The sequence below is a fragment of the Aliidongia dinghuensis genome (genome assembly GCF_014643535.1).
GTDB lineage: Bacteria > Pseudomonadota > Alphaproteobacteria > ATCC43930 > CGMCC-115725 > Aliidongia > Aliidongia dinghuensis.
The window spans coordinates 12,878-37,456 of the sequence record NZ_BMJQ01000001.1 but is presented as its reverse complement, the minus strand read 5'-3'; the positions used below and the strand labels follow the sequence as shown (position 1 = coordinate 37,456).

The window sequence follows — 24,579 nt, the reverse complement described above, 5'->3', positions numbered from 1 at the left end:
TCGAGCGCGGCTCTGCTGGCAGCCGATGCTGTCGGCCGCCCGGATAAAGCGGACCCAGTCAAGCCACAATGAGCCGGGGAAAGCGGTCATGCCTGTCCCTGCCCACTCTGCCTCGATCGCCCCGCGATTGCTGCCCGTCCTCAGCTGGCTTCCCTCCTATCGGCGCGACTGGCTCTTGCCGGACATTCTCGGAGGCCTGGCGGTCTGGGCGGTCATGGTGCCGGAGGGCATGGCCTATTCCAGCATCCTCGGCGTGCCGCCGATCATGGGGCTCTACACGCTCGTCCCGCCGTTGCTGGCCTATGCGCTGCTCGGCACCTCGCGCCTGCTCGTGGTCGGCCCGGACACCGCAACGGGATTGATCTCGGCGCTGACCGTGGGCGCCGTGGCGGCGCAGGGGACCGCAGCGTTCGAGACGCTCACGTCCACCCTCGCCATCCTGATAGGGATCTTCTTCCTGCTGTTCGGCGCGCTGCGCATGGGCTGGGTCGCCGCCTTCATTCCGACGCCCGTGATGCGCGGCTTCATCGAAGGCCTCGTGGGCGTGACGATCATCGGCCAGGTACCGCATCTCCTCGGCATCGAGGGCGCCAGCGGCAATTTCTTCACCAAGCTCTGGGCCGTCATATCGCATCTGCCGGATGTCGCCATCGCACCGGCGCTGACCGGGTTGCTCAGCTTCGCCGCGATGGCGTCGCTGCGCCATCTCATGCCCCGCGCCCCCGCGGCCCTGATCGTTGCGGGCGTGGCCACGGTCCTCGTCGGCCTCATCGGCGGGGAAGCGGCCGGCATCAGCGTCGTCGGCAACCTGCCGTCCGGCCTGCCCCACCTGGCCGTTCCCAGCCTTGACCCTGCGATATTGCGAGAGCTTGTACCGGGCGCGCTCGCGATAGTCATGGTCGGCTATGCCGAGGCCCTCGGCGGCGCCAAGGCCGCGGCGATGCAGATCGGCGGCGACATCGACCCGAACCAGGAACTCGTCGCCCACGGGCCCGCCAATATCCTGAGCGGGCTGTTCGGCGGGTTCCTCGTCGTCGGCAGCCTGTCCAAGACCTCCGTGGCCATCACCGGCGGCGCGCGCACCCAGCTCGCCAATATCGTCGCGGCAATCTTTTGCTTCCTGACGTTGCTCTTCCTGACCCCGCTGTTCCGGGGCATGCCGCATCCGGCGCTCGCCGCCATCGTGATCGCAGCCATGCTGCACCTGTCAAAGCCCGGATATTTGCGGGAGCTGCTCGTCCGCGATCGCCAGGAGTTCGCGATCGCCGCCATCGTCATTGCGGGCGAGCTGACATTGGGCGTCCTGCAGGGCATCGCCCTGGGTGTGGCGCTGGCCCTGCTGCTGCTCATCTATCGGACCAGCCACCCGCAGGCGGCGGTGCTGGGCCAATTGCCGGGCACGGAGGCCTATCGGGATCTCCGGCGCCATCCCGACGCGATCACTTTTCCGGGGCTGCTCATCTGGCGGCCCGGCGGCGAGCTGTTCTTCGCGAATGTCGCGCATGTCGACAGGCAGCTCAAAGCCGCATTGGCCGCCGCGCGTCCGCTCGCGACGCATGTGCTCGTCGATGCGGACTCCGTGAACTTCATCGACACGACCGCCTGCGATGCCATGCTGCACTTCATCAAGGAACTGCAAGGCCAAGGCATTTCCTTTGCCCTGGCCCGCGTGCGCGACGAAGTACGGGAGCCGATGCAGCGTGCGGGCATCGAGGCCGTCGTCGGCTCGGCCAATTTTCATGAGCGCGTGACCGATGGCGTGCGGGCCTGGCAGCAGCAGCAACCCCTCGAAGCCCGACCGACGGGCGGATAATCAGCCTTGGCCGCCTACCGCGGAACCGGGCCGCACCAGCCCGGCAGATAATCCGCATCCGTACTCTTCGCGAGTTCGTAGGCCCGCTTCAGCGCCTCGTCGAAATTCGCCTCCACCGCCGCACGCTTCATCCGCCGGCGCAGGAAATCCGCCCACTGGAATTCGCTGAACGGCGTCGTGTCCTTGGCGAAGCCGCCGATGCGGCGCAGCTCGCCGGCGAGCGAGCGGAACGGGTCATCGACCAGGTCCTTGACGGATTTCGGAATGTCCTTGTGATCGCGTCGGCCCCCGTCGGCATCATACGGGTGCATCCAGTTGCGGCAGTCGAGCACGAACCAGAAAGTCTCGGGCTCGAGCTTCGACAGCTTCGCCACGATGGTGACGAGCACGCTCTTCACCGCTTCCTCATAGAGCGCGCGGGCGAGATGGTGATGGTCGATGACGAAGCATCGATCCTTCGGCCCCAGGACCACCGGGATCATGTGATGTCCCAGGAACTCACCCCCCTGGTCGCCCTCCTTCGAGCGCCAAGCCTTGCGCTTGGCCTCGACCTCGCGCATTCCGACCGTCATCTGGGTCGGCCGCAGGTCTGCGATATCGACCGGATGTAGAATAGGTTCACGATGCGGCACCATCGGATAGCCCTCATTCTGGAGAAGCGGGGACTGGTCGCGAGCGCAGCAGCCTAGGAGCAAAGGCTTTTGCGGGAAAGCGCGATGACGCCGCCGCAATGATCAGGCACTATCCAAGCTGCCGATTACACTCAAGAAACCTGCCGACTGACGCAGGGCACCCGATGCCCGTCGGGGGAGACAAAACAACGGGGATGCAGGACAGGCCGGATCCATCCATCAGAGCTGCGCGCCCGCGCCGCGAAAGATCGGCGCGCGTTCGTCTCGGCTCGTATGAGTTCGAGAAGAAGGGCATTTCCCGCTTCGACCTGCGGGATCCCTATCATCTCGCCATCGCGCTCACCTGGCCGCAATTCCTTGCCGCGCTATTTGCCCTCTATTCCGGCGTCAATCTCGTCTTTGCCATGCTCTACTGGCTGGCGCCGGGTTCGGTTGCAAACGCTCGGGCGGGAAGTTTCGGGGATGTCTTCTTCTTCAGCATGGAGACGCTGGCGACCGTCGGTTATGGCGACATGTATCCGGCGACGGTTTACGGCCGTTGGATCGCGGGCTGCGAGATCGTCTGCGGGCTCGCCTTCACCGCCATCCTGACCGGCCTCACCTTCGTGCGCTTCTCGCGCCCGCGGGCCAAGATGGTCTTCGCCGCCAACCCGGTCGTAGCGACGTATAAGGGCAAGCCGACGTTGATGGTGCGGGTCGGCAACGGGCGCGCCGGCATGCTGACCGACGCGACCGCAAAGCTCAACGTCCTGCTCTGCGACAAGACCGCGGACGGCAGGCTGTTGCACCGCGCGCACGAATTGCGGCTCGAGCGGGCGCAGATACCCGCCTTTCCGCTGTCCTGGACGCTCATGCATGTGCTGGACGAGCGCAGCCCGCTTCACGGCTTCGACGCAGCGCGGGCGATCGCTCGGGCCGCGCGTATCTTCGTGACGGTCGAGGCAAGTGACCCCATGCTCGCGACGACGGTGCAGGAGATCCGTAACTACACCCCTCGAGATATCCGCTTCGGCATGCGTTATGCGGATGCGATCACCACCACCCCGGATGACGTCTTGGCCGTGGATCTGACCAGAATCGGCGCGCTGGAGCCGGACAGCGGCGAAGACTATATCGAGCAGGGCTGGACGGAGCGCGAGGAAGAGCCGGATTAGCCGGCCTGCACGCCGCCCCGAGCCTGGTCACGAATGCGACAGGATGGTTCCCGTCGAGAAGGCCAGCGCCGCAGCGGCGGTAAAGACATTGGAATGGGCGTCTTCCCGCTCGGATTGCGCCTGGCTCAGCGCCGTCTGGGCGTTGGCAAGGTCGGTGTAGTTGCCGACGCCGTGACGATAGGCGTCGAGCGCCGCGTCATAGGCGATCTCAGCCGCCTTGGTCAGTGCCAGCGCCGCCTCGTACTCCGCATAGCCGGTCTTGAGCGCGTCATAGGCATCCGTGACCTGCTGAACCGCGGCATCCTGCGCCTGGTCGAGCGAGTGCCGCGCGGCCGCCACCTCGGAATGGGCGATGGAGATCTGGGCGTCCCGGGCACCGCCGTCGAACAGAGGCAGGCTCAACTTCAGGAGAATGTTCGCGCCGGGCTCATTGACCGAATAATAGCGGCTGCCCTCCGTGCTGAGTCCGCCAATGTTCTGATAGGCCTGCGCTTCGAGGCCGACCGTCGGGTAGAAGGCGGACTCGGCACTGCTGAGCGTCGCCTCGGCCGCGCGCACCTTGCCCAAGCCCGCAATGATGTCCGGCCGGTTGGCGAGCGCGTCCCGGACCATCTGCTCGACATCCCCCGACGGCGCCGGGGGCAGGCTCATTTCCGAGCTATCCGCAATTTGGACGGGCACGTCAGGGGCGATGCCGACGCTCGCCACCAGGCTCGAATAGGCCGAATTCTGCCCGCCCCTCGCCCGTTCCAGATTGTAGCGCGCCTGGGCGGTCTGGCGCCGGGCCTGAGCGAGTTCCACGACCGTCGCAAGCTCATGCGCTCGTTTGCTCTCGACCGCGTCCTGGACGATCCCCGCCGATTTCAGCGCCTGTTCCGCGACGCGCAGGCGCCCGCGTGCGGCGCCGATGGCGAAATAGGTCCGACTGACCGCATAGATCAGCTTCTCATGGGCGCCGGTGAACGCGACATTGGCGACGAAGGCATTGGCCTTCGCGGCGTCCACGCTCCCCTCGCGACGCCCGAAATCGAACAGCAGCCATTTCGCCGTCAGGGTCGGGAGCAGTTCCCGCGTATCGGAGGTGAAGTAGCCCTTGCGCACGAGGGTGGTCGGGATCGGCAGCGGCGTGTGCTGATAGCCGCCGACGATTTCCGCGGAGATCTGCGGCACGTAGCTCGTCTCCGTCAGCCCGACCGCGAGGGCCGCTTGCCGTGCCTGTTCCCAGGCTCCCTGGGTTTCGGGATTGTTGCGCTGTGCAAGATCGATGAGGCCGGCCAGATCGTAGCGCCGGGTCGGATCGATCTGTACGCTGTTTCCCCGCGGCACCCGGCGCTCCGCCGTCGAGGCAGGCGCCGCTACGGCAGGCGCGGTTCCACCCTCCGACGGCGTGCGGGCAGCCGTGTGGGTCCCCGGCTCCGGCAAGTTGTCGAAGGAGGGCGGAATTTCCCAGGGTCGATCCGGCGTCGCCGGGGCGAGCGCCAGCCGGTCGGTCGCGCATGCCGCGAGCGACAGGCAGGCGATCGCCGATGCCGCGCGGCCGTACCGCCGGATTCGTCTAGCTCGGTACGGCAATGGCATTCTCAAGTTCCGATCGAAGCAGTTCGCGTGCTTCCAGGGCCGTGTGCAGCGATGTCGTTGCCTCCATGGATGAGCGCTCGGACGGAATGTCCGGACGCGGGGGCTCCGGAAGCAGCGGCTTGGCTTGGCCGCCCGGCGCCACCCGGTCCGCACAGGCTCCGAGCCAGGCCGCGACCGCCTGGTCGTGCCGGCGGGCCGCGTCGGCGATCTCGGGCGCTGTTTGCCAATCGGGCACCGTCTGCTGATCGACGACCACGAAGACCGCCGCTGCGACCCGGTCCAGCGTCTCGAGCGACACCCCGCCGCTGCGTTCCAGCCAGGCGCGCGCCGGCAGCATGCGCAGCTCGAAGGCGGCGAGGGTCACGAAACGGCGTGCCTCGCCGAGCGCCCGGATCGCAGCCAGGCGCGATCCGACCTTGGCCTCGCTCTCGTCACGCATCAGACCGGCGAGCGCGCGAAATGCCGCCGCGAGCGACACGCGCGCCCGGTCTACGGCGCTGGTCGGCCACAGCAGGCTGAACACGAGCGTCATGAGCAGATTGCCGAGCAGGATGCCGACAATGCGATCGCGCGGTGCCGTCAGATCCGTGTCCGGAGCATAGCCCTGGAGCAATGTCAGGAAGAACGCGAAGGCGCCCTGCATGCCGGCATAGGAGATGAGGTCGCTGCCGGTCGCGACCCACGCGCCAACGGCCGACACGGCGGCGACCAGCAGGCAGAGCTGGCCGATATCGGTCATCTGCGGCTCGACATAGACGACGCAGAGCCCGCCGATGAGGCCGCCGACCAGGGCGCCGGTCATGCGCAGGGTCGCCTTGTGGATCGTCTCGCCGAGGCTGCCCAGCGCCACGAAGAAGCAGGTCGTGATCGAGGTGCTGATGCCCGGCCAGTCGACACCGCTATAGATGATGTAGGCGGCCATGACGGCGATGGTCGTCTTGAGGGCGAAGCGCGCGTAGCCGGGGTTGCTGAAGGCATCGGGCACGAGGATGCCCTTCCTGGCCGCTGCGGGCGCCGGCGGCTCGTTTGTCGTCGTTCGGCTGACGAGACCGGCCCGCAATCGCTCCACCGCGGCGGCCATCGCCACGACGACTGGGAGCACCTCCGGCGCAAGGCCAGCTTGATCGAAGGGGGCGGGATCGATGCCGGCCGACGCCGGTGCGCCGCGCTGCTCGAGTGCCGCCGCACAGGCCTCGCACGTCCCGGCGAGCTGCCGGCGCACGGCGGTTGGCGTGCTGCGGGGAAGCAGCCGAAGCAGCACCAGGAGCTCGGCCAGCGTCTCGATCAGCATGGTGTCTATCGCGCTCCGGCTACGGAGCGAAGGGTCGAGCTTGCCAGCATGCTCCCGCACTTCCAGCAGCTCGATGGCTTCGGCGCCGGCATGCTTGAGCGGCTCGGCGCTATGCCCCCGGAGCGCGTCGGCGAGCGTGTGCAGCAGACGCGCTGCCGTGCGCCGCGCGAGTTGGCCCGGGCTCACGCCGATCGCGAAATTCACCAGGATCGAGACGGTGACCGGCACCATCACGACGACCCAAAGCCAAAGCACGGCGCGCGTCAGCGCCTCGAGCGACGGGATCCGGTCGATCAGCGTCTGCGACAGCACGAGCACGAAGCCGGCGAGGAAGGCGACTGGTCCGAGCGCGATCGTGCGGGTCAGGAAGACCGCGACGAAGGTGCTGGCCGCCATGAGCGGCAGCCGGAGGGCCGGCTCCGCCGCATCCAGCGTGTAGAACAGCAGCGACAGCACGACCGCAATCGTGAAGGCGAGCGCCGCCACCACGCCGACGAGGAGCGTGCCCACCGTCTCGCGGCTGCCGAGCAGGAAGACCGCGTAGGCGCTGTAGCCGACCAGCGGGATCTGGTAGAGCATGCCGATCGCCACGACCAGGGTGCAGCAGCCCGCGATGCGCGCGACGGCGGCGAGCCGTCCGGGGCGCGGTGCCAGCTCGTCACGGAGGAAGGTGAGCAGCGTCGGCCGCTCCGCCCGCGTCGCCTCAGCGAGCCCCGTCATGGCGCACCTGAATCGAAACGGTGGTGCCGATCCGCATGGCGGCCTCGGGCGGCGCATCGAGCCGGATGCGGACCGGAAAGCGCTGGGCGACGACGACCCAGCTCAGGTCCCGGCCGACCGCGGGCAGGGCCGGGCCGCCGCCATCCGCTGGCCGAACGCCCCAGCCGATGCTCTCGACGTGACCGCTGATCGGGTGGCTGCCATCGGACATCAACCAGACCGTGGCGGGATCGCCTGGCGCGATGGCCGGTAGCTCCGTCTCGCGGAAGTTCCCGACGGCATACCATTCGTCGGTTTTGATCAGCGTGAAGAGCGGATGCCCGGCCGCGGCATAGGCGCCCTCGGCAATGTCGAGGCCCACCACCAGCCCATCGAACGGGGCCGGCACCGTCGAATTGCGCAGGTCGCGTTCCGCCAAGGCAACCGCGGCCCGCGCGCCTGCGAGCTGCGCCTGCAGGCTCTCCGTGTCGCCGACCGCCTGGCGCGCCTGCTGGGCCTGCTGGGTCGTGGCGGTGAGCGCCGCTTCGGCCGTCCGCTCGTTGGTCCGCGCCTCATCGACCTGCTGGGCCGTGACATAGCCCTTGCTCAGCAAGGGGCTGAGCCGGCCGACCGTGTCTCGGGCGAACGCAAGCTGCGAGCGGGCGCGCTCCACCTGCGTCGCAGCGGCGTCGGCGCCGGAAGATTGCGCCGCGACCTGCCGCGTCGTGAGCGCGATCTGCGCCTCCAGGGCCGCGACCTGCGCGCGCGCCTGGCGGAGATGCAGTTCGAACGGCTCGTGATCGATCTCCAGCAGCGGCTGGCCCTTGGTCACGCGCTGATTGTCCTTCACATGCAGGGCCACGATCCGGCCGCTGACGTCAGGTGCGAGCCCGGCGCTGTCGGCATAGAGAAAGGCGTCGTGCGTGCGCGGCCGGCGATCGAGCCGATCGAGCGTGACATAGCCGAGCCCGACCGCCGCAACGATGGCGGCAATAGCGATGAGGCGTCCGAGCAAGGAGCGTATCTGGGTCATCGCCACCGCCTCGGGCTCAGTCCAGCCATAGGAGCCAGCTCCCGAAGGCGAAGGCGACCGTCAGCGCCAGATAGACGACGAGCGGTGCCGGCAGCGACTTGTCGAGGCCGACCGCACCCAGAATTTGCCGAACGACCACCGCGGCCGCGATGCCGGCGAACGCGCACAGCATCCAGGATGGGAAATAGGATCCGAGAATATTCTGCGAAGGCGCGGTGCTGCACCCCGTCAATCCGAGGAGCGAGAAGAATGCCGCGCAACACGCGTAAATGGATAGATGTCGCCCTTCAAACCCCCTCGTCGCCCGATCGTGCATCAGACGGCCCCCTCCTTTTTCCTCACCGTACCATAGAATTAGGCGAACAGATCGGTCGTCGGGCGATTTGCGCAAGGGGGGCAAAACCGGGACGATGGGGGATGCGGCGAGCTCTCCATCGAAAGGGCGGAATGGGTGCCAACCGAAATGGTCGGATCCGATCCGCATGGGCGCGCCGGTTCGCGCCACGATAAAAACCCGCCACCGCGGCAGGCCAAGCTCGTTCCCTAACCATGCCGATCGGGTGCGGACGGCGGCAGGGGTTCGGGATCGAGCGCAAACAGCTCCTGAGGCCGGCCGACGCCCTTCAGCGCATAGCGTCCAAGCGAGACAAGCTCTGCGCGACGGCCGCCCGCCGCTTCGGCAAACGCGGACGAGACGATCACCCTCCGATCGAGCGAGCCGCAGAGGCCCACGATGCGGCTGGCTTCATTGACCGCAGGCCCGAGCACGGTGAAGTCGAGGCGCGTGGGACCGCCGAAGTTGCCGTACAACAGCTCGCCGAAATGAAGGGCGAGCTTGACTTCCGTCCCCGGCAGCCCGGCGGCCGCGCGTTTATCGTGGAGGTGCTGGACCTCGCGGAGCGCCTCCAGCGCTGCATCAAGGGCGCGCGAACAGGCGCGCTCAGGATCCTGATCGCGGAAGATCGCCAGGATGCCGTCGCCCATGAACTTGAGCACATGCCCGCCGGCCGCGTGAACGGCGCCGCTTAGACAGCCCGCATAATCATTGAGGAGCGCCAGCATCGCCTGGGGCGGCGTACTGTCCGACATCCGCGTAAAACCCGCGAGATCACTGAACCAGATGGCCGCGCGGATGCGTTCGGCCTGACCGCGCACGACGTTGCCGGCGAGCACCAGGGCCGCAGCATCCGTTCCCAGATAGATTTCAAGCAGCGTCCGCCCGATCGCAATGCTCCGGATGGAATTGATGACGAACGTCAAGGCTGGGGCAAGCCGTTCAAACAGGGCCAACTCGCGGTCGACGAACCCGTCGGGCCGGTCTACGGCCCAAGAGAAGGCGACATCCCGGGCGGCGCTTAGCGATGCCTGCGCATCGATTTTCGAGACCATGGCGAGGTAATCGGTGACACCTTTCGCCTTCAGCTCGTCAAAGAGCGGAAACGCCTCCGATCGGTCGGCGTCGTCCAATCGCCAGCGCAGTCGGGTTAACCCGTTTTCGAACAGATAGTCGAACGGGCTGCGCCGCCGTATTTCTGCCCCCTCCGGCGTCGCCCGGCGCGGGTAGTATGCCTGCTCGACGGCATCACGCCGCCACCACACGATTCCCTGCCCGCCGCGCATGGGGTGCAAGACTTCGGCTGCGCTCGAGACGCGGAGCAAGGGAACGCCCGCCTGGACCAAACGCCCGCACAATCCGGCGATGATTTCCGGCTCGGTTGTCCCAGCAAGCGTTTGGGCGATCAGCCAGTCGATCGTTGCATTGGCAAGTTGATCGTCTATCCGAGCTTGGGCTGGCATTGGATTTTCCGCGCGGGTTTCCCCGAGTGCCTCAAAACGGCTCGCGTTGGTCCCGGGCATTATAGGCGCTGCTGAAACCGGGGATGAAAATGTCCCGCTTTGGACACGGCCGCCGCAATTCGCTTGAGAACGGAGCTTAGCACGACAGGACCGGGCGCTGCGGCGGCAGCGATCAATAATTCAATCACAGATAGTCATAAAGCAAGAATTCTGACTGCTGAACCGTAGCGAACCGTCATTTCTTTGGCGCATACCAACCACCGTAGCGAGAGGGAGCATAATACCGCAAATAATCCCGCTCGCACTCGACTCCAGCCTGCCCGAATCTTTCTCTCGCCATCGCCGAACGGCCGCTCATCGATCGCAGAATTGAAATATTAACGGAATATTTTCCATACGCTTTTCTTGAGCAGATTCAACCAACAGAATCATCCGAGGGACCATGCGCACCGACAATATGGCGACCAATCACATTCGACGGCTCACCGGGTGCTGTGTTTTCGCGCTCGGCCTGCTGGCCGGGACCGCCCAGGCTCGGGACGACGATCACGGCGATCGAGACCATTTCAAGATTGAGCATGATTCGCTGGTGATCAGCAGCAGCACCTACGACCCGACGCGGGGCGCGCTCGCTACGTTGGTGCCCGGCTCGGTATTGCCCAACACCGCCAAGGCGACGACCACGGCCGTCTCCGGCAACAATTATGTGACCGTCTGGAACAATGCGTCGGTCGACGGCTCGTTCGGCGTCACCTCGCCGATCCAGCTGACCGATCTCGATGCATTCACCGGTCGCATCCAGCACACGATCGGCGTGCCGGATGAGGCGGTCGTCACCAGCTTTTCCTCGAAGTCCGAGCTGGGGCTCCATCTCGTCCGAGATCGGGACGAGCACCGTCTCGTCTTCGTCGGCTATGCCGGGGCCGGCGTCGGCGCGCTCGACGTGTCGAACTCGGACGCCGTCCCGGGTCAGGACCCGACGAACCCCGTCACCTTCGCGTTCGGGTCGGAGCACGCGTTCCCCCGCACGATCGTCTCGATGGACAAGCACGGCCGCTTTGCCTACACGCCGACGATCAACTATGGCGGCAATAACGGCCGCGCGGCCCTGCTCGGCTCAAACGGTCTCTATTATTCGGTCGGCAATGCCAATAACGGCGATGCGAAGACGTTCGGCGCCAGCAACGGTACCAATCCCGACGTTACCGAGACGACGGGCCTGGAGGTCGTCGCTCCGCTCGACGCGCCGACGCCCTATGTGACGCCGGCCTCCTCGGCCGAAGTCGATCCGCTGCTGCAGATGGTCTCCAACGGCAAGCTCGACAAACCGGGCAAGGATGACAATTTCCGCGGCGTGACCGAGCATCGCGGCGCGCTCTATTTCACCAAGGGCAGCGGCAGCAATGGCATCAACACGGTCTATACCGTGAACTCGCTGCCGACGATCGCTAACGCGGCGGCGGCCCAGATCTCGGTCGTGCCGGGCTTCCCGACCGATTCGGCCAAGGTGACCGGCGGCAACTTCACGCCGTTCGCCGTGTTCTTCGCGAACGACACGACGATGTACGTCACGGATGAAGGCACCGGCAACGCGACCGACCTCGCCAACCACGGCGGTCTGCAGAAATGGAGCCTGGTCAATGGCGTCTGGCAGCTCGACTATGTGCTGACCCAGGGCCTGATCGGTGCCGTCGACAGCCATCTGAACGGGCCGGCCGGCCCCTATCCTGCCGTGACCACGATCGGCCTGCGCAACCTGACCGGCGTCGTCGGCCGGGACGGCATGGTGACGCTCTGGGCCACGACATCGACCTCGAGCGCGTCTGGCGATAACGGCGCCGATCCGAACAAGGTGGTGGTAATCACGGATTACCTGCCGGCCAAGAGCCTGACCGGCTGGGCGGCGCACGAGACGTTCCGGACGGTCGCCGGGCCGACCTACGGCACGGTCTATCGCGGCGTCGCTTACGCCGACTGACCCAGGCGCCGACTGACCCAGGCGCCGACTGACGCAGGCGCCGACTGACGCCGGCGCCGACTGACGCCGGCAACCGACCAGCCTGACCGATCGGTCAGGCTGGTCGGTCTGCGCGCTCCGATCGTCGGGCCTAGCTTTCGTCGGCGGCCCCGTGCCCGGTTACAGCATCGAGCCGGTCTCGACGAACCGCTGGTGCCATGACAAGGCTTCGTCCAGCAGCGTCGGCGACTGCTGGCCATAGGAGCCTCGCTGCGCGCGCTTGAAATAGTCCGTGAGCGCCGGCCGATAGGTCGGGTGCGCGCAATTCTCGATGATCACCTTCGCCCGCTGCTTCGGCGACAGGCCCCGCAGGTCGGCCAGCCCCTGCTCGGTCACGATGACCTGCACGTCCTGGGTAATGTGGTCGACGTGGGAGGCATAGGGCACGATGCCGGAGATTTTCCCGCCCTTCTTGGTCGACGGCATCATGAAGATCGAGATGAAGGCATTGCGCGCGAAATCGCCCGAGCCGCCGATGCCGTTCATGATGCGCGAGCCCATGAGCTGGGTCGAGTTCACGTTGCCGTAGATGTCCGCCTCGATGAGGCCGTTCATCGCGAGGCAGCCGAGCCGGCGGATGAGCTCTGGATGGTTGCTGATCTCCTGGGGGCGCAAGATCATCTTGTCGCGGAAGCTCGCCATGCGGGCGTTGATCGAGGCCGCGGCGCCGGGGCTCAAGGAGAAGGCTGTCGCCGAGGCGACGCGCAGCCGGCCTGAGTCGAGCAGCTCGACCATGCCGTCCTGGATCACCTCGGTATAGGCCGTCATGTCATGGAACGGCCCTTGGGCGAGGCTCGAAAGCACGGCATTCGCGACATTGCCGACGCCGGACTGCAGCGGCAGGAGCGACGCCGGCAGCCGTGCCTTCGCGACCTCGTGCCTGAAGAACTCGAGCAGATGCCCCGCGATGGCGCGGGCGGCGTCATCGGGCTCATCGAACGGCGCGTTGCGGTCGGGCGCGTGGGTCTCGACGATGGCAACGATCTTCGCCGGATCGCAGCGGAAGGTCTGCTCGCCGATCCGGTCGTCCGGCTTGACGAGCGGGATCGGCACGCGGTTCGGTGGCAACGCCGTGCCGTAATAGATGTCGTGCATGCCCTCGAGCGCTGTGCTCTGCCAGGCATTGACCTCGAGGATGACCTGGCTCGCCCGGTCGAGCCAGGTCTTGTTGTTGCCGATCGACGAGGACGGCACGAGGCTGCCGTCCGGCCGGATGCCCGAGATCTCGATGACCGCCGTGTCGAGCGGTCCCAGGAATCCTTGCCAGGCGACCGGGGCCACCTGGGAGAGATGCATATCGAGATATTCCATCTCGCCTTTGTTGATCCGGTCGCGCGCGATCGGGTCCGAGTTATAGGGCAACCGGAGCTCGATGCCGTTGGCTCGCGCCAGCGCCCCGTCGAGCTCCGGGCCGGTCGAAGCGCCGGTCCAGACCTTGACCCGGAACGGGTTGCCGGCGGCCTGCTCGGCCTCGATACGGCGGGCGAGCGCCAGCGGCACCGCCTTTGGATAGCCCGAGCCGGTAAAGCCGCTCATGCCGATCGTGGTGCCTGCCTCGATGAGGACGGCCGCCTCTTCCGCCGACATGATTTTGCCGCGCAGCGCAGCACTGCCGATCCGGCTCGCCTCCGTCATATCCCTCTCCTTGAAACAAGCATCCCACTGCGCTCGTTCTGCGGGCCGCATTGGGGGCCAATCAGAGTGCGAACGACCGGCTGCGGCCGACAACCGGCTATGCCAGCCACCAAATTCCGCGATCGGCAATTGTGCTGAGCATGCTTTGAGAGATAAGCGCTCTTGCGTCGAATCAAGGAAGCGCCGGCGAATGCGATCGGGTCGATAGCGTTGAGACGCTCAAAGCAGAATTGCTGCCGCGAATTCCGCGGGCCGTACTCCATGTCCTGCCCGATACCGGGCATTTGTCGCCGCTGGAATCACCGCCCGAACTGGCGAGGCTCATCGCCGATTTCGCCAGCGGCCTCGGTCCAACTTAAGTCTCCGGCAATGCGGACGCCCGCGCGTGCCGGTCCGTGACGAGGAACAAGAGGAAGGACGCGACGACGCAGAGACCGCCGACCCAGCCGAGATCGGCGACGCCGCCGAAGGTGAGCGTCGCCGAACCGAGGGCGGCACCGAGCGAGAACCCCAGATACATGAACGAGCCGTTGAGCGAGAGGATGATCGGCGCGTTCTGCAGTCCGGCAATCCCGATGAGGCGCGCCTGTTGCGGCGGGAAGAACCCCCAGGCCGTCAAGCCCCAGACGGCAATCGCGAGGAGCACGGGCAGCGCTGCGACCGCAGGCGTCGCATAGGCGGCCGTGACCGAGAGGCTCGCCAGGGTGACCGCCATGAGGGGCAACGCGACGATGATGGCCCGGTGCGAGCCGATCTTGTCGTTGACCGTGCCGCCGATCAGCAGCCCGACGAAGGCTCCAGCCCCCCAGCAGAACAGGAAATATCCCGTCTGTGCCCCTTCGACCCCGACAACGGCGGAAAGGAACGCGGCAATGTAGGTGTATACCGTATAGCCGCCGACGGCCCAGAGCGTGGTCACGAACAGGGCCGCAAGCGAGGCCGGCTGCCGAACGACCGCCAGCCGCTGTTCGAGCGTTGCCGGGGACTGGCCCTGCGCCACCCCTTTCGGAATTCCCGCGAACAGGCCGGCAAAGGCGACAACCGCTAGAACGGCCACGCCGGCGAAGGTCATGCGCCAGCCGAGATGGCTGCCGACGAAGGCGCCGAGCGGAACGCCGAGAGCGACGGCGACGCTGGTGCCGCCGTTGACGATGGCCAGCGCCCGCCCCCGACGCTCTTTCGGGACGAGCGCGCCGGCGAGCGCGTTCGCGTTCGGTCCGTAGAGCCCCGAGGCGAGCGCCATGATCACGCGTGCCAGCAGCAATGACCCGTAGCCGGCGGCCGAGGCGGCGACCACGTTTCCGACCACGAACACGCCGATGCTCATGAGCAGCAGTTTGCGCCGGTCAAGGCGGCTGGTGATCGTCGTCAGGATCGGGGAGCTCAGCGCATAGACCAGCGTGAATGCGGTGACCAGCTGCCCGGCCATTTGCAGGCTGACGGAGAGATCATCCGCAATCCGCGGCAGGATGGCCGCGATCATGAAGCCTTCCGTCCCGACGGCAAACGCGCCGAGCGCCAGAGAGTAGAGTGGCCCGGTGTGAACGGCCGGCGCGTCGTCCTGACGGGCGATAGCCGAAGCGTTCACCCGATCGGCGGCCACGGCCCCGCACGAATTCGAGGTCGACATTTACGCCTCCGATCGCGAAGCGGTGAATTGGCCGCTGCCGAAATCTACCTTGCCGATCCCGATCGAGACGAGCACGGGCTCGGCGACCCTGTGGTTGTCGGGACCCAGCGGATAGACGATCCGGCGATGGGGCACGACGATGCCCTCAACGGTGCGGTAATCCTCGACATATTGCGCGCCGAACGCGCCGCCCAGCACATCGACGGCGTAATCATGGCGGCGGATAAGGCCGTCGGGCCCGACGTAGCTCACCTGCTCACGGGTATGGCTGACGGTGTCGCGTGGGAAGGTCACCTTGAGCCGGCGCCATGTCTCGCCGCTCTCGGACCAGGGCTCGATCTCTTCGACCTCAAACCCAGGGTACGTGTAAAGGAACGGCTGCATCAGGTAGGTCCAGAGCGCGTAGCCGTTGAAATAGGCGGCATGCAAGCGGTCCCATGGCGTTTCGTTGACGTGCCCGGCGAAGGCCGCGCGGGGATTGTCGCGGGTTTCGATCACTTTGCCGGCACTCGTCTCCAGCACGAGGCGAGACGGGCTGAAGCGCACATTGTAGTCGGGAGCGCCGAACCGCCTCAGCGTCGCGCGCTGCGTATGCGTCTCGGCCTCGTAGCGGCCGTCCTGGAACACGCCGGCCTGCCCCTTGCCGGCCCAAAGCGCTCCGCCTACGGACAGGTCGACCCCAATGGTGCGGATACGGTTCCACCGCTCCAGGCCGCCGTGCGCCGCAACGGCGATGTCCAAGAGATTGCTCATTTTTTTGACATCCGACTGGTTACGGCGACCGCTCCTCGGGAGGAGCGGTCGCGCCGGTCGTCAGGCGGCCTTGGCGCCCGACAGGAGGAGATCGTTGAACTGGTTGACCCAGGCGTGCTCGGCCGGGCCGGGATTGGCGCGCATGGGCTTCGCCTGCTCGACCAGGATCTCGTCCGCGTCGGTCGCGAACACGGCCATCGTCTCCGCGATGAACTGGTCGAGCGGCATGGCGCGCTCCTCCTCGCTGCTGTTGAGCAGCTCGGTCCTGACCCAGGGCGGGGCGATCTCCAGCACCCTGACCTTGGTGTTCTTCAGCATGTAGCGCTGCGACAGCGTGTAGGAGTGGATGGCCGCCTTGGTCGCGGAATAGACCGCCGAGACCGCCATTGGCACGAAGCCCAGCACCGAGCTGACGTTGGCGATGACGGCGTCGTCCTTCGTCTTCAGATGCTCGACGAGCGCCGAGGTCATGCGGATCGGGCCGGCGAGATTGGTCGCGAGCGTCGCGGTCAGAAGCGCGTCGTCGATAGGCTCCGCCGCGTTATCGATCTGCATGATGCCGGCGTTGTTGATGAGCACGTTGAGCGCCGGATACGCCTTGATCAGCCGCCCGGCCGCCGCGGCAACGCTCGCGGGATTGGTGATGTCGAGCTCGATCGCCGCCATGCCCGGATTGGCGTCGGTCGTGGCCTTCAAATGGCTGGCCCGCCGGCCGGAAATGATCACCTGGTTGCCGCGCTTGTGGAACGCCTCGGCCAGGCCGCGGCCGATGCCGGAGCCGCCGCCAGTGATGAAGATGGTGTTGCCGCTGAGTTTCATGATGGCTCTCTCTGACAAGGGGGATGGGATCAGGCAGGGAACTTGTCGCCGAACATCGGCAGGCCGCTCACCGACTGGGCCTCGGTCGCCTCGTCCTGCAGCACGTCCCAGTGCTCGGCGAACTTGCCGTCCTCGATGCGCAGGACGTCGGCCGCGATCCAGGCGGCCGGGCGGCCGCTGCCGGAGAAGCGGCCGTGGGCGATGACGTAGTCGCCCTCGGCCACGATCAGCTGGTTCTCGTAGCTGAGCGTGTCCGGCAGGGTGCGGACCAGATTGAACAGCCCGTCGCGGCCGGGGCCGATATGGGCGCTGTGCTGGATATAGCGGTCGGACCAGAAGCGTTCGGCCGCCGCGTAATCGCGCTTATTGAACAGCGTGTCGAAGGCTTCGAGCACGAGCGCCTTGTTCTGCTCAGGCGTGGTCTTGGACATGATGGATTTCCTTGGGGTTGCGGGTCAGTTGAATGCAGGTTCGAGCGCCGGATAGTCCGTGTAGCCTTCGGGGCCGGCGCCATAGACGGTGTCCCAGTCGACCGCCGCGAGCGGCGCGCCCGTCTTGAGGCGCTCGACCAGGTCGGGATTGGCGATGTAGGGCCGGCCGAAGGCCACCATGTCGGCGACGCCCCGCTCGATGAGGCGGTTGGCGCGCTCGCGGTCCATCTCGACGTTGGCGATGAGCGTGCCGCGGAAGATCGGCCGGAAATGTTCGAACATGCCATCGCCCTTGAGCGGCTCGAGCGGCGTGCCGGTGAAGTCGGTCGAGGCCCCCATCATCAGGAGGTGCGACAGGCCGTAGCCGTTGAGCTCGCGGATGGCGTATTCCGCCATCGGCAGGGTCTCGTCATGGGCGGCGAAGGCGCCGCCCTCGTGCATCGGGCTGAGCTTGACGCCGACTTGGCCGGGCTCGACCACGTCCAGCACCGCCTCGATCACCTCGAACAGGAAGCGCGCGCGGCCTTCGTGGCCGCCGCCGTACGCGTCGGTCCGCCGGTTGGTCGTGCGGTTCAGGAACTGGGCGATCAGGTAGAGGTAGTTGGCCTGGATCTGCACGCCATCAAACCCCGCCTCCATGGCGTTGTGGGCCGCATTGGCATAGTCGGCGACGGTCTGGCGGATCTCCGCCCGGGTCATGGCGCGCGGCACCACGGTGGGCTTGCGTCCCGCGGCCGTGGCCGACAGCTGCTCGGGATCGACCGCCGAAGCGGACAGCGGCGTCCGGCCGTCCAAGAGGTCCGGGTGCGACAGGGCGCCGGTGTGCCAGAGCTGCGTCACGATCCGGCCGCCGGCCGTATGCACGGCATCCGTGACGCGCTGCCAGCCGCGCACCTGCTCTGCACTCCACAGGCCCGGCGAGCCGGCCCAGCCGAAGCCGTCGGGGCTGATGGCCGTGCCTTCGGCGATGATCAGGCCGGCCGAGGCGCGCTGAGCGTAATGGGTCACCTGCAGCCCGGTTGGCACATGATCGGCCGAACCGGCACGCATGCGGGTGAGCGGCGCCATCACGACGCGGTTTGGCAGCACGAGGTCGCCCATGCGGTGGGGCGTGAAGAGCGGTTGGACGGACATGGTGGTACTCCCGAAGGATCAGCGGGAAACAGCGGGCCGGCCGACAGTCTCGGCCGGTGCGAAAATCATCCGATAGGGCGCGGCTGGGTTTTCTATGCGTGGCGCATCAAGGCCCCCGAGCGTATCGAGGCGGGCTGAACGCGGCATTTTTCGGCTTCCTTCTCGGGACTTATTCGATGAAGGAAAGATCGTTTGGGTCAGCCGCGTCCGGTAGCAGGCCGTTTTCCATATGATTTATGCACCAAATACATGAATCCGAACGAGCCGCCGCCTGGGAGGCGGACATCTGGACTGGCTCCGTCTCAGACGCCCGCCTCCACCCGCGCTCGAGCTCCCTCAGGCGGCCGACGCTGCCTCGGGCGCATCGAACGTCGGATAGTCGAGATACCCGCTCTGCCCGCCGTAGTAGAACGTCTCCCGGCGATACGGGTTGAGCGCCAAGCCTTCCTTGAGACGCCGCGGCAAGTCCGGATTGGCGATGAAGTGACGGCCGAACGCGACCAGATCGACCGCGCCCGATCGAAGGATGGCTTCGGCGCTTTGACCATCGAAGCCGCCGGCCGCGATGATCGGACCGCCGAAGATCGGCTTCAGATTGGCAGCGGCAACCGGCGGCAGGTCGTTCACCACGGCACTGCCCTTCACCCGCGGCTCGATCACATGGAGATAGGCAATCTTTCGTTCGCTGAGGCCGGCAGCCACGCGAGCGAACAATGCCCCGGGATTGCTGTCATGCATCTCGTTGAAGCTATTGCTCGGTCCAACGCGGACCCCGACACGATCGGACGGCCAGACCGTCGTCACCGCGTCCACCACCTCGAACAGGAAGCGCGCGCGGTTCTCGGTGCTGCCGCCATAGCGATCGGTCCGCCTGTTCGACCCGTCCTGGAGGAACTGGTCGATCAGGTAGCCATTGGCCGCGTGGATCTCGATGCCGTCGAAACCGGCGCCCTTCGCTCGTTCGGCGGCGGCCCGATATTGCTCGACGATGGCGGGGATCTCGTCGGTCCGAAGCGCGCGGGGCGGCGTTGCCGGACCGGGCTGCCCTTCGAGCAGCACGCCAAGCCCCGCCCCGGCATCGAGCATGGAGGGGGCGACTGGAACGCCGCCATCAGGCTGCAGGCTCGCATGGGAAACACGGCCGACGTGCCAGAGCTGCAGCAGGATCGTGGCGCCCTTGGCGTGGACCGCGTTGACGACTTCGCGCCAGCCGGCCGCCTGCGCATCGTTCTCGATGCCCGGCGAACCGAAGCCGCCGTTGCCCTGCCGCGACACGAAGGTGGCTTCAGCGATCAGAAGGCCCCCGGGTGTCGCCCGCTTCTCGTAATACTCGACCATCGCGGGGCCGGGGACATTGCCCGGCAGTTCGGAGCGCATGCGCGTGAGCGGCGCCAGGACGACCCGGTGCGAAAGGTCGAAGGCGCCGACACGGATCGGGGTGAACAAGCTGGACACGAGTTGTCTCCTGGTCTGGTTGTCTTTCTGGTGAAGGAAAGATCATCCCGGCCAGCTGCCCCCGGTAGCGGGCGGATCCCGATATGATTTATGTATCGATTACATAAAACCGGCAGGGCTACATGGGCCAGCAGGGCGCCGTCAGGAGCCCCGAGCGGCCTTCGCCTCTCGCCGCAGCTCGGTCACGAGGTGGTCGACGAGAGCGCGTGCGGCCGCGCGCGTCGCTGCCCCCATGGGGAAATAGGCGTGGGCTGGAATGTCCTTCATGCGCCACGCCGTCAGCAGCGGCACCAGCGCGCCTTCGGCGAGCGCCCGGGCGCAGGCCCATCGGCTGGTCGACGTGATGCCGAGGCCGGCGACGGCGGCGGCGACCGCTCCTTCGTTCTCGTTGGTCGAGAAATGCGGCTGCAAATCGACCGCCGTCGTCTCGCCGTCGCGCTCGAACACCCAGGCTGTCGGCACGGCCGAGGCCGGACCGCCGACGATCCGGTGCCGGGCCAGGTCGTCCGGCGTCTCGGGCGCGCCGGCGCGGTCGAGATAGGCCGGCGCCGCGACGATAACGCGGGGGATGGTGCCGATCGCCCTGACGGTGGCGGTCGCTCCGGCCGTGCTGCCGAGGCGGATCGCCACGTCGACCGCGTCGCGCACCAGATCGAGCCGCCGGTCCTCGAGCAGCAGCTGGACGTGAAGATCGGGATGCCGATCGGTGAAATCTGCGAGCAGCGGGATCAAGGTATGGACACCGAAGCTCGTCGGCATGCTGGCCCGGACCAGCCCGCGCAGTTCCTTGCCTTCGCGCACGCTCTGCTCGGCGTCATCGAGCGCCGCGAGGATCATCTCGACCCGCTCCAGGAAATCGGTGCCGGCCTCGGTCGGCACGACTGCCCGCGTGGTGCGTGTAAGCAGCCGGGCGCCGAGCCCTGCCTCCAGGTCCGCGACGATGCGCGATGCCTGCGGCTGGGACAGGCCGCACTCGCGCGCCGCTGCGGAAAAGCTGCCGAGCCGCGCCACGCGCGTATAAAGCTTGAGCGCGAAGATGTCCTTCACCCGCCGCCCCTTATCCAGATCGCCTCGCCTGACGTTCTGAGCCTCGATGCCCCGGTCGTCTCGTGCCCGGTCGTCTCGTGTGGATCCGTCATCCGCAGATCACGCCGACCGCCTTGCGCGCAAGCTCTCTCAGTTCGGCACGGGGGAACCCGGCGCGGGCACGGATGGCGATGGTGTGCATCGTGGCGGTTGCTAGCATCGCGAGCGCTGCAGGGTCGGCATCCATTTTCAGTTCGCCCTTCTCGCGCGCCGTTCGGAGACGGGCCTCGAAATCGGTGTCGAACGTATGGAGCCCGGCCGCAAGGCTGTCCCGGATCTCAGGATCTTCGACGGCTTCGGTTACCGCAGTTCCGATCACGAAGCAGCCGCGCGGGCGGCCGTCACCCGAAAAATAAATCGACAGGGCACCCTCGTAGACGCGCATGAGCGCCTCGCCCAAGGGCAGGTCGCCCGCGAGAGCCTCACGCATATCGGCAAAGGTGAGCTGCCAATAATCGCCAAGCGCCTTGAGATAGAGCGCCCGCTTGTCGCCGAATGCCGCATAGAGGCTCGGCCGGTTCATGCCGGTCGCGGCAGAGATCTCGTCGAGCGACGTACCGGAATAGCCGGTCCTCCAGAAGGTATCCATTGCATGCAGAAGCGCCGCCTGCGGGTCATAGGCGCGGGGCCTGCCCCGAGGCCTCGGCTCCGCACTGCTCTTGTTCTGTGCCATTTCGCAAAAACTCTGAATGCCGACTGTCCTGCACATATTTGTGCGGATCAGTACGAAATTCAATAGATGTGAAGGTCTGCGGTTTTGTCCCGCGGGTCGCAGTCGCGCAGCCGTCCCAGAGTGCTCCGGCCTCGCGTCGCTTATTTTTATACCATACCGCACAAAAAGATTGACGGCGTGATCGGGCGAGCATATTTGTACGAAACAGTACAAAATAAGCAAGAGAGACTGGCGCGCCGACATCGTCCGTCGGTGGCGGCACAGCGGAAGTCGAAGCAATTCCCGCCACTGTGGCAGGTCATAAGGCAGGTCATAAGATGGATACGCAATTCGCTGGACTGGCTGATCGGCCCGCTGCCGCCCGGCCCGCTGGGATGCCCCGCAAGACACTCAGGGAGCGGCTACGCTGGCCTCTGATGGCCGCATTCCCGCTCGTGCTGGCCGCGGTCGGCGCTGCCGAGTACCTGGCGGACGAGCCTTACGTCTCGACTGACGACGCCTTCGTGCGTGCGGCGAAGGAATCGATCAACGCCCGGGTTTCCGGCCAGGTGGTCGAGATCGCGGTCAAGGACAATCAGCGCGTCCGGAAGGGCCAGCTGTTGTTCCGGATCGATCCGGAGCCCTACCAGATTGCCATCCAGCAGGCGGAGGCGAGCCTCAGCAACGCACGCCTCGAAATCGGTGCGCTCAAGACGAAATATCGCCAGCAACTGGCAGAGCTGCAGTCGGCAAGGGATTCGGCCAGCTTTTACGAGAACGAGTACAATCGGAAGAAGGTGCTGGTCGCCGCCGAATTCACCTCGAGGGCGGCCTATGATCGGGCCGAGACCGACTTCAAGGTCGCCCGCCAGAACATCGCGTCCATCGAGCAGCAGATCGCCAATACCGTCGTCGCCCTGAACGGCGACCCGAATATCGAGGTCGATCGCCATCCGACCGTGCGCATGGCCGAGGCCCAGCTCGACCGGGCCCGGCTCAATCTCTCCTATGCGGTGGTGCTGGCCCCCGACGACGGCATCGTGACCCAGGTGGATGACCTGCAGATCGGCGACTACGTCAATCCGGGCGCCGCCCTGTTCTCGCTGCTGTCGAGCCAGCGCATCTGGATCGAGGCGAATTTCCGCGAAACCGGGCTGACCCACATGCGCCCGGGCCAGGAAGCGACGATCGACGTCGACGCCTTTCCGGGCCGCGCCTTCAAGGCGCATGTCGTCAGTATGAGCCCGGGCACCGGCTCGGATTTCGCGGTCCTGCCGCCCGAGAATGCGACCGGCAATTGGGTGAAGGTCGTCCAGCGTCTGCCCGTGCGCCTCGAGCTCGACGAGGTCGATCCGAACCGGCCGCTGTTCTCCGGCATCAGCGTCACGGCGCGGGTCGATACGGGCTTTCGCCGGACGTGGCGGCACCCGCTCCAGGCCGTGCTCGCGGCGGAGACGGCCAAGTGAGCGCCGCCCCCGCACCCGGCGGCCATCGCGCGATCACGGTCGCGGCACTGATGGCGACCTACATGCAGGCGGTCAACATCTCGCTCCCGAATGCGGCCTTGCCGTACATTCAGGGCACGCTGTCGATGGCCGACGACGAGATCGGCTGGGTCTTTACGGCATATATGGCGGCAAGCGCCGGCACCATGCCGCTGACGCGCCGGCTCGCGGGACGCTATGGCCGGAAGGCGGTCTATCAGTTTTCCATAGCCGCCTTCGCGCTTGGCCTCGTGCTCGACATGGGCGCGACGACGCCCGTCCAGTTCGTGCTCGCCCGGATCGTTCAGGGCGCCGCGAGCGGCCCGCTCGCTCCGCTGTCCGTGGCGATCCTGCTCGACGTGCTACCGCCGGCACGCCACGCCCGGATCAATCTGGTGGCGGCGGTGACCGTCCTGTTCGGCATCTCCACAGGTGCCAGCATCGGTGGCTGGCTCAGCGAATATCACGGCTGGCACTCGATCTTCTATTTCAGCCTGCCGATGACGGGTTTCATCTTCCTCGCGATGGCGCTTTCGCTGCCTGAGAAGAAGCCGGCGCAGAACGCGCCCTTCGATTTCTTCGGCTGGGCGACGTTCTCGCTCGGTTTGACCGGCCTGCAAATGCTGCTCGACCGCGGGGAGCGTCTCGAATGGTTCGCCTCGGCCGAGATCTGGGCCGAAGCCCTTGCCTCGGTGCTGGGGTTCTATCTCTTCGTCGTGCATGTCCTGACGGCAGAGAGCCATTTCCTCCACAAGGCGCTGTTCAAGGACCGCAACTTCGTCCTCTCGACGGTCATGTACTTCGCCCTCGGCTTCGTTCTGCTGCCGACCCTGGCGTTGACCTCGCCAATGCTGGAGGCGCTGCTCAACTATCCGGTCGATACCACCGGCTACATGACCATTCCGCGCGGTGTGGCACTCGTCGGCACGCTGGTGCTGATGGGCTTCGTCCCGGCCCGCATCGACAGCCGGCTGTTCGTGATCGGTGGCATGGCGCTCGTGGTCTACGCCAACTGGCGGATGCTGGGATATTCGCCCGCCATGGACTGGCGCGCGGTGGCCGCGGCGGGCCTGCTCCAGGGCGTCGGGCTCGGCATCGCGTTGCCGGCGCTCGGCAAGGCGGCATTCGCGACGCTCGATCCACAGTTCCGCCCGGAAGGCACCGCGCTCTTCAACCTGTCGCGCCTCTACGGCAGCACGATCGGCATCGCGGTGGTCCAGGTGTTCTTCTACAACAATACCCAGGCGGTCCACTTGGCCCTCGCCAAGAACCTGACACCCTACCGCACTGCCGCCCACATCACGGGGGCAATCACCCAGCCGGGGCTTGCCGCGCTCAACGAGGCGGTCACCGGCCAGGCGGCTTTCGTCGCGGTCATCGACCAGTTCAAGATCCTGATGATCGCCATGCTGATCGTAAGCCCGCTTGTCCTGGTTCTACGCAAACCGCGCCCGGCCAACTAACACACGCGGCGCCTCAGTGCGCC

The 24,579-nt window shown here is 66.5% G+C and carries 20 protein-coding genes; 5 read left to right on the top strand and 15 right to left on the bottom strand.

Annotated elements, in window-relative coordinates; all coding sequences use genetic code 11:
* Nucleotides 1–88 precede the first annotated feature (88 nt).
* On the top strand, nucleotides 89–1,813 hold the full coding sequence (locus IEY58_RS00130) for a SulP family inorganic anion transporter (RefSeq protein ID WP_189041177.1): 1,725 nt from the start codon (nucleotides 89–91) through the stop codon (nucleotides 1,811–1,813).
* A 14-nt stretch (nucleotides 1,814–1,827) separates the two neighbouring features.
* Here the strand turns inward: IEY58_RS00130 and IEY58_RS00125 are convergent, their stop codons facing one another.
* Nucleotides 1,828–2,448 (bottom strand): ParB-like protein, encoded by a 621-nt coding sequence (locus IEY58_RS00125; protein ID WP_189041176.1) that lies wholly within the window; start codon nucleotides 2,446–2,448, stop codon nucleotides 1,828–1,830.
* A 191-nt stretch (nucleotides 2,449–2,639) separates the two neighbouring features.
* On the opposite strand from IEY58_RS00125, the gene IEY58_RS00120 reads away from it, so the two are divergent.
* Nucleotides 2,640–3,599 (top strand): ion channel, encoded by a 960-nt coding sequence (locus IEY58_RS00120; protein WP_189041175.1) that lies wholly within the window; start codon nucleotides 2,640–2,642, stop codon nucleotides 3,597–3,599.
* Nucleotides 3,600–3,626: 27 nt separating this feature from the next.
* Here the strand turns inward: IEY58_RS00120 and IEY58_RS00115 are convergent, their stop codons facing one another.
* The 5 genes from IEY58_RS00115 to IEY58_RS00095 form a co-directional block, all read right to left on the bottom strand.
* Nucleotides 3,627–5,177, bottom strand: coding sequence for a TolC family protein (locus IEY58_RS00115; RefSeq protein ID WP_189041174.1), 1,551 nt, complete (start codon nucleotides 5,175–5,177; stop codon nucleotides 3,627–3,629).
* Nucleotides 5,155–7,188 carry an FUSC family protein gene (locus tag IEY58_RS00110; RefSeq protein ID WP_189041173.1) on the bottom strand — a complete coding sequence of 678 codons (2,034 nt, stop codon included), beginning with the start codon at nucleotides 7,186–7,188 and terminating at the stop codon, nucleotides 5,155–5,157. Before IEY58_RS00110 ends, IEY58_RS00115 begins: the two co-directional genes overlap by 23 nt.
* Nucleotides 7,172–8,200: a multidrug transporter subunit MdtN gene (gene mdtN, locus IEY58_RS00105; RefSeq protein WP_189041172.1), complete on the bottom strand. Its 1,029-nt coding sequence runs from the start codon at nucleotides 8,198–8,200 to the stop codon at nucleotides 7,172–7,174. Before mdtN ends, IEY58_RS00110 begins: the two co-directional genes overlap by 17 nt.
* A gap of 16 nt (nucleotides 8,201–8,216) precedes the next feature.
* Nucleotides 8,217–8,516 (bottom strand): YtcA family lipoprotein, encoded by a 300-nt coding sequence (locus IEY58_RS00100; protein WP_189041171.1) that lies wholly within the window; start codon nucleotides 8,514–8,516, stop codon nucleotides 8,217–8,219.
* Between the two features lie 227 nt (nucleotides 8,517–8,743).
* Nucleotides 8,744–10,057, bottom strand: coding sequence for an adenylate/guanylate cyclase domain-containing protein (locus IEY58_RS00095; protein WP_189041170.1), 1,314 nt, complete (start codon nucleotides 10,055–10,057; stop codon nucleotides 8,744–8,746).
* Between the two features lie 382 nt (nucleotides 10,058–10,439).
* Between IEY58_RS00095 and IEY58_RS00090 the strand changes: the two genes are divergently transcribed.
* Complete coding sequence (locus IEY58_RS00090; RefSeq protein ID WP_189041168.1) at nucleotides 10,440–11,975, top strand: hypothetical protein; 1,536 nt, start codon at nucleotides 10,440–10,442, stop codon at nucleotides 11,973–11,975.
* A gap of 159 nt (nucleotides 11,976–12,134) precedes the next feature.
* Here IEY58_RS00090 and IEY58_RS00085 read toward each other — a convergent pair whose 3' ends face one another.
* The 9 genes from IEY58_RS00085 to IEY58_RS00045 all read right to left on the bottom strand — a co-directional run bounded on the left by IEY58_RS00085 (nucleotide 12,135) and on the right by IEY58_RS00045 (nucleotide 21,693).
* Complete coding sequence (locus tag IEY58_RS00085; protein WP_189041166.1) at nucleotides 12,135–13,649, bottom strand: acetyl-CoA hydrolase/transferase family protein; 1,515 nt, start codon at nucleotides 13,647–13,649, stop codon at nucleotides 12,135–12,137.
* Between the two features lie 355 nt (nucleotides 13,650–14,004).
* Nucleotides 14,005–15,279 (bottom strand): MFS transporter, encoded by a 1,275-nt coding sequence (locus IEY58_RS00080; RefSeq protein ID WP_189041164.1) that lies wholly within the window; start codon nucleotides 15,277–15,279, stop codon nucleotides 14,005–14,007.
* Nucleotides 15,280–16,032 (bottom strand): hypothetical protein, encoded by a 753-nt coding sequence (locus IEY58_RS00075; RefSeq protein WP_189041162.1) that lies wholly within the window; start codon nucleotides 16,030–16,032, stop codon nucleotides 15,280–15,282. It abuts the gene before it with no gap.
* 60 nt (nucleotides 16,033–16,092) lie between these two features.
* Nucleotides 16,093–16,851, bottom strand: coding sequence for an SDR family oxidoreductase (locus tag IEY58_RS00070; RefSeq protein ID WP_189041160.1), 759 nt, complete (start codon nucleotides 16,849–16,851; stop codon nucleotides 16,093–16,095).
* Nucleotides 16,852–16,880: 29 nt separating this feature from the next.
* Complete coding sequence (locus IEY58_RS00065) at nucleotides 16,881–17,282, bottom strand: nuclear transport factor 2 family protein (protein ID WP_189041158.1); 402 nt, start codon at nucleotides 17,280–17,282, stop codon at nucleotides 16,881–16,883.
* A 24-nt stretch (nucleotides 17,283–17,306) separates the two neighbouring features.
* Nucleotides 17,307–18,416 (bottom strand): alkene reductase, encoded by a 1,110-nt coding sequence (locus IEY58_RS00060; protein ID WP_189041156.1) that lies wholly within the window; start codon nucleotides 18,414–18,416, stop codon nucleotides 17,307–17,309.
* A gap of 336 nt (nucleotides 18,417–18,752) precedes the next feature.
* Complete coding sequence (locus tag IEY58_RS00055; protein WP_189041154.1) at nucleotides 18,753–19,871, bottom strand: alkene reductase; 1,119 nt, start codon at nucleotides 19,869–19,871, stop codon at nucleotides 18,753–18,755.
* A gap of 141 nt (nucleotides 19,872–20,012) precedes the next feature.
* Entirely contained in the window at nucleotides 20,013–20,918 is a 906-nt protein-coding gene (locus IEY58_RS00050) for a LysR family transcriptional regulator (protein ID WP_189041153.1), read from the bottom strand.
* A gap of 88 nt (nucleotides 20,919–21,006) precedes the next feature.
* Complete coding sequence (locus tag IEY58_RS00045; protein ID WP_229743367.1) at nucleotides 21,007–21,693, bottom strand: TetR/AcrR family transcriptional regulator; 687 nt, start codon at nucleotides 21,691–21,693, stop codon at nucleotides 21,007–21,009.
* A gap of 353 nt (nucleotides 21,694–22,046) precedes the next feature.
* On the opposite strand from IEY58_RS00045, the gene IEY58_RS00040 reads away from it, so the two are divergent.
* Nucleotides 22,047–23,075: an HlyD family secretion protein gene (locus tag IEY58_RS00040; protein ID WP_229743366.1), complete on the top strand. Its 1,029-nt coding sequence runs from the start codon at nucleotides 22,047–22,049 to the stop codon at nucleotides 23,073–23,075.
* Nucleotides 23,072–24,556, top strand: coding sequence for an MFS transporter (locus tag IEY58_RS00035; RefSeq protein ID WP_229743364.1), 1,485 nt, complete (start codon nucleotides 23,072–23,074; stop codon nucleotides 24,554–24,556). The genes IEY58_RS00040 and IEY58_RS00035 overlap by 4 nt, the downstream gene beginning before the upstream one ends.
* Nucleotides 24,557–24,579 lie beyond the last annotated feature (23 nt).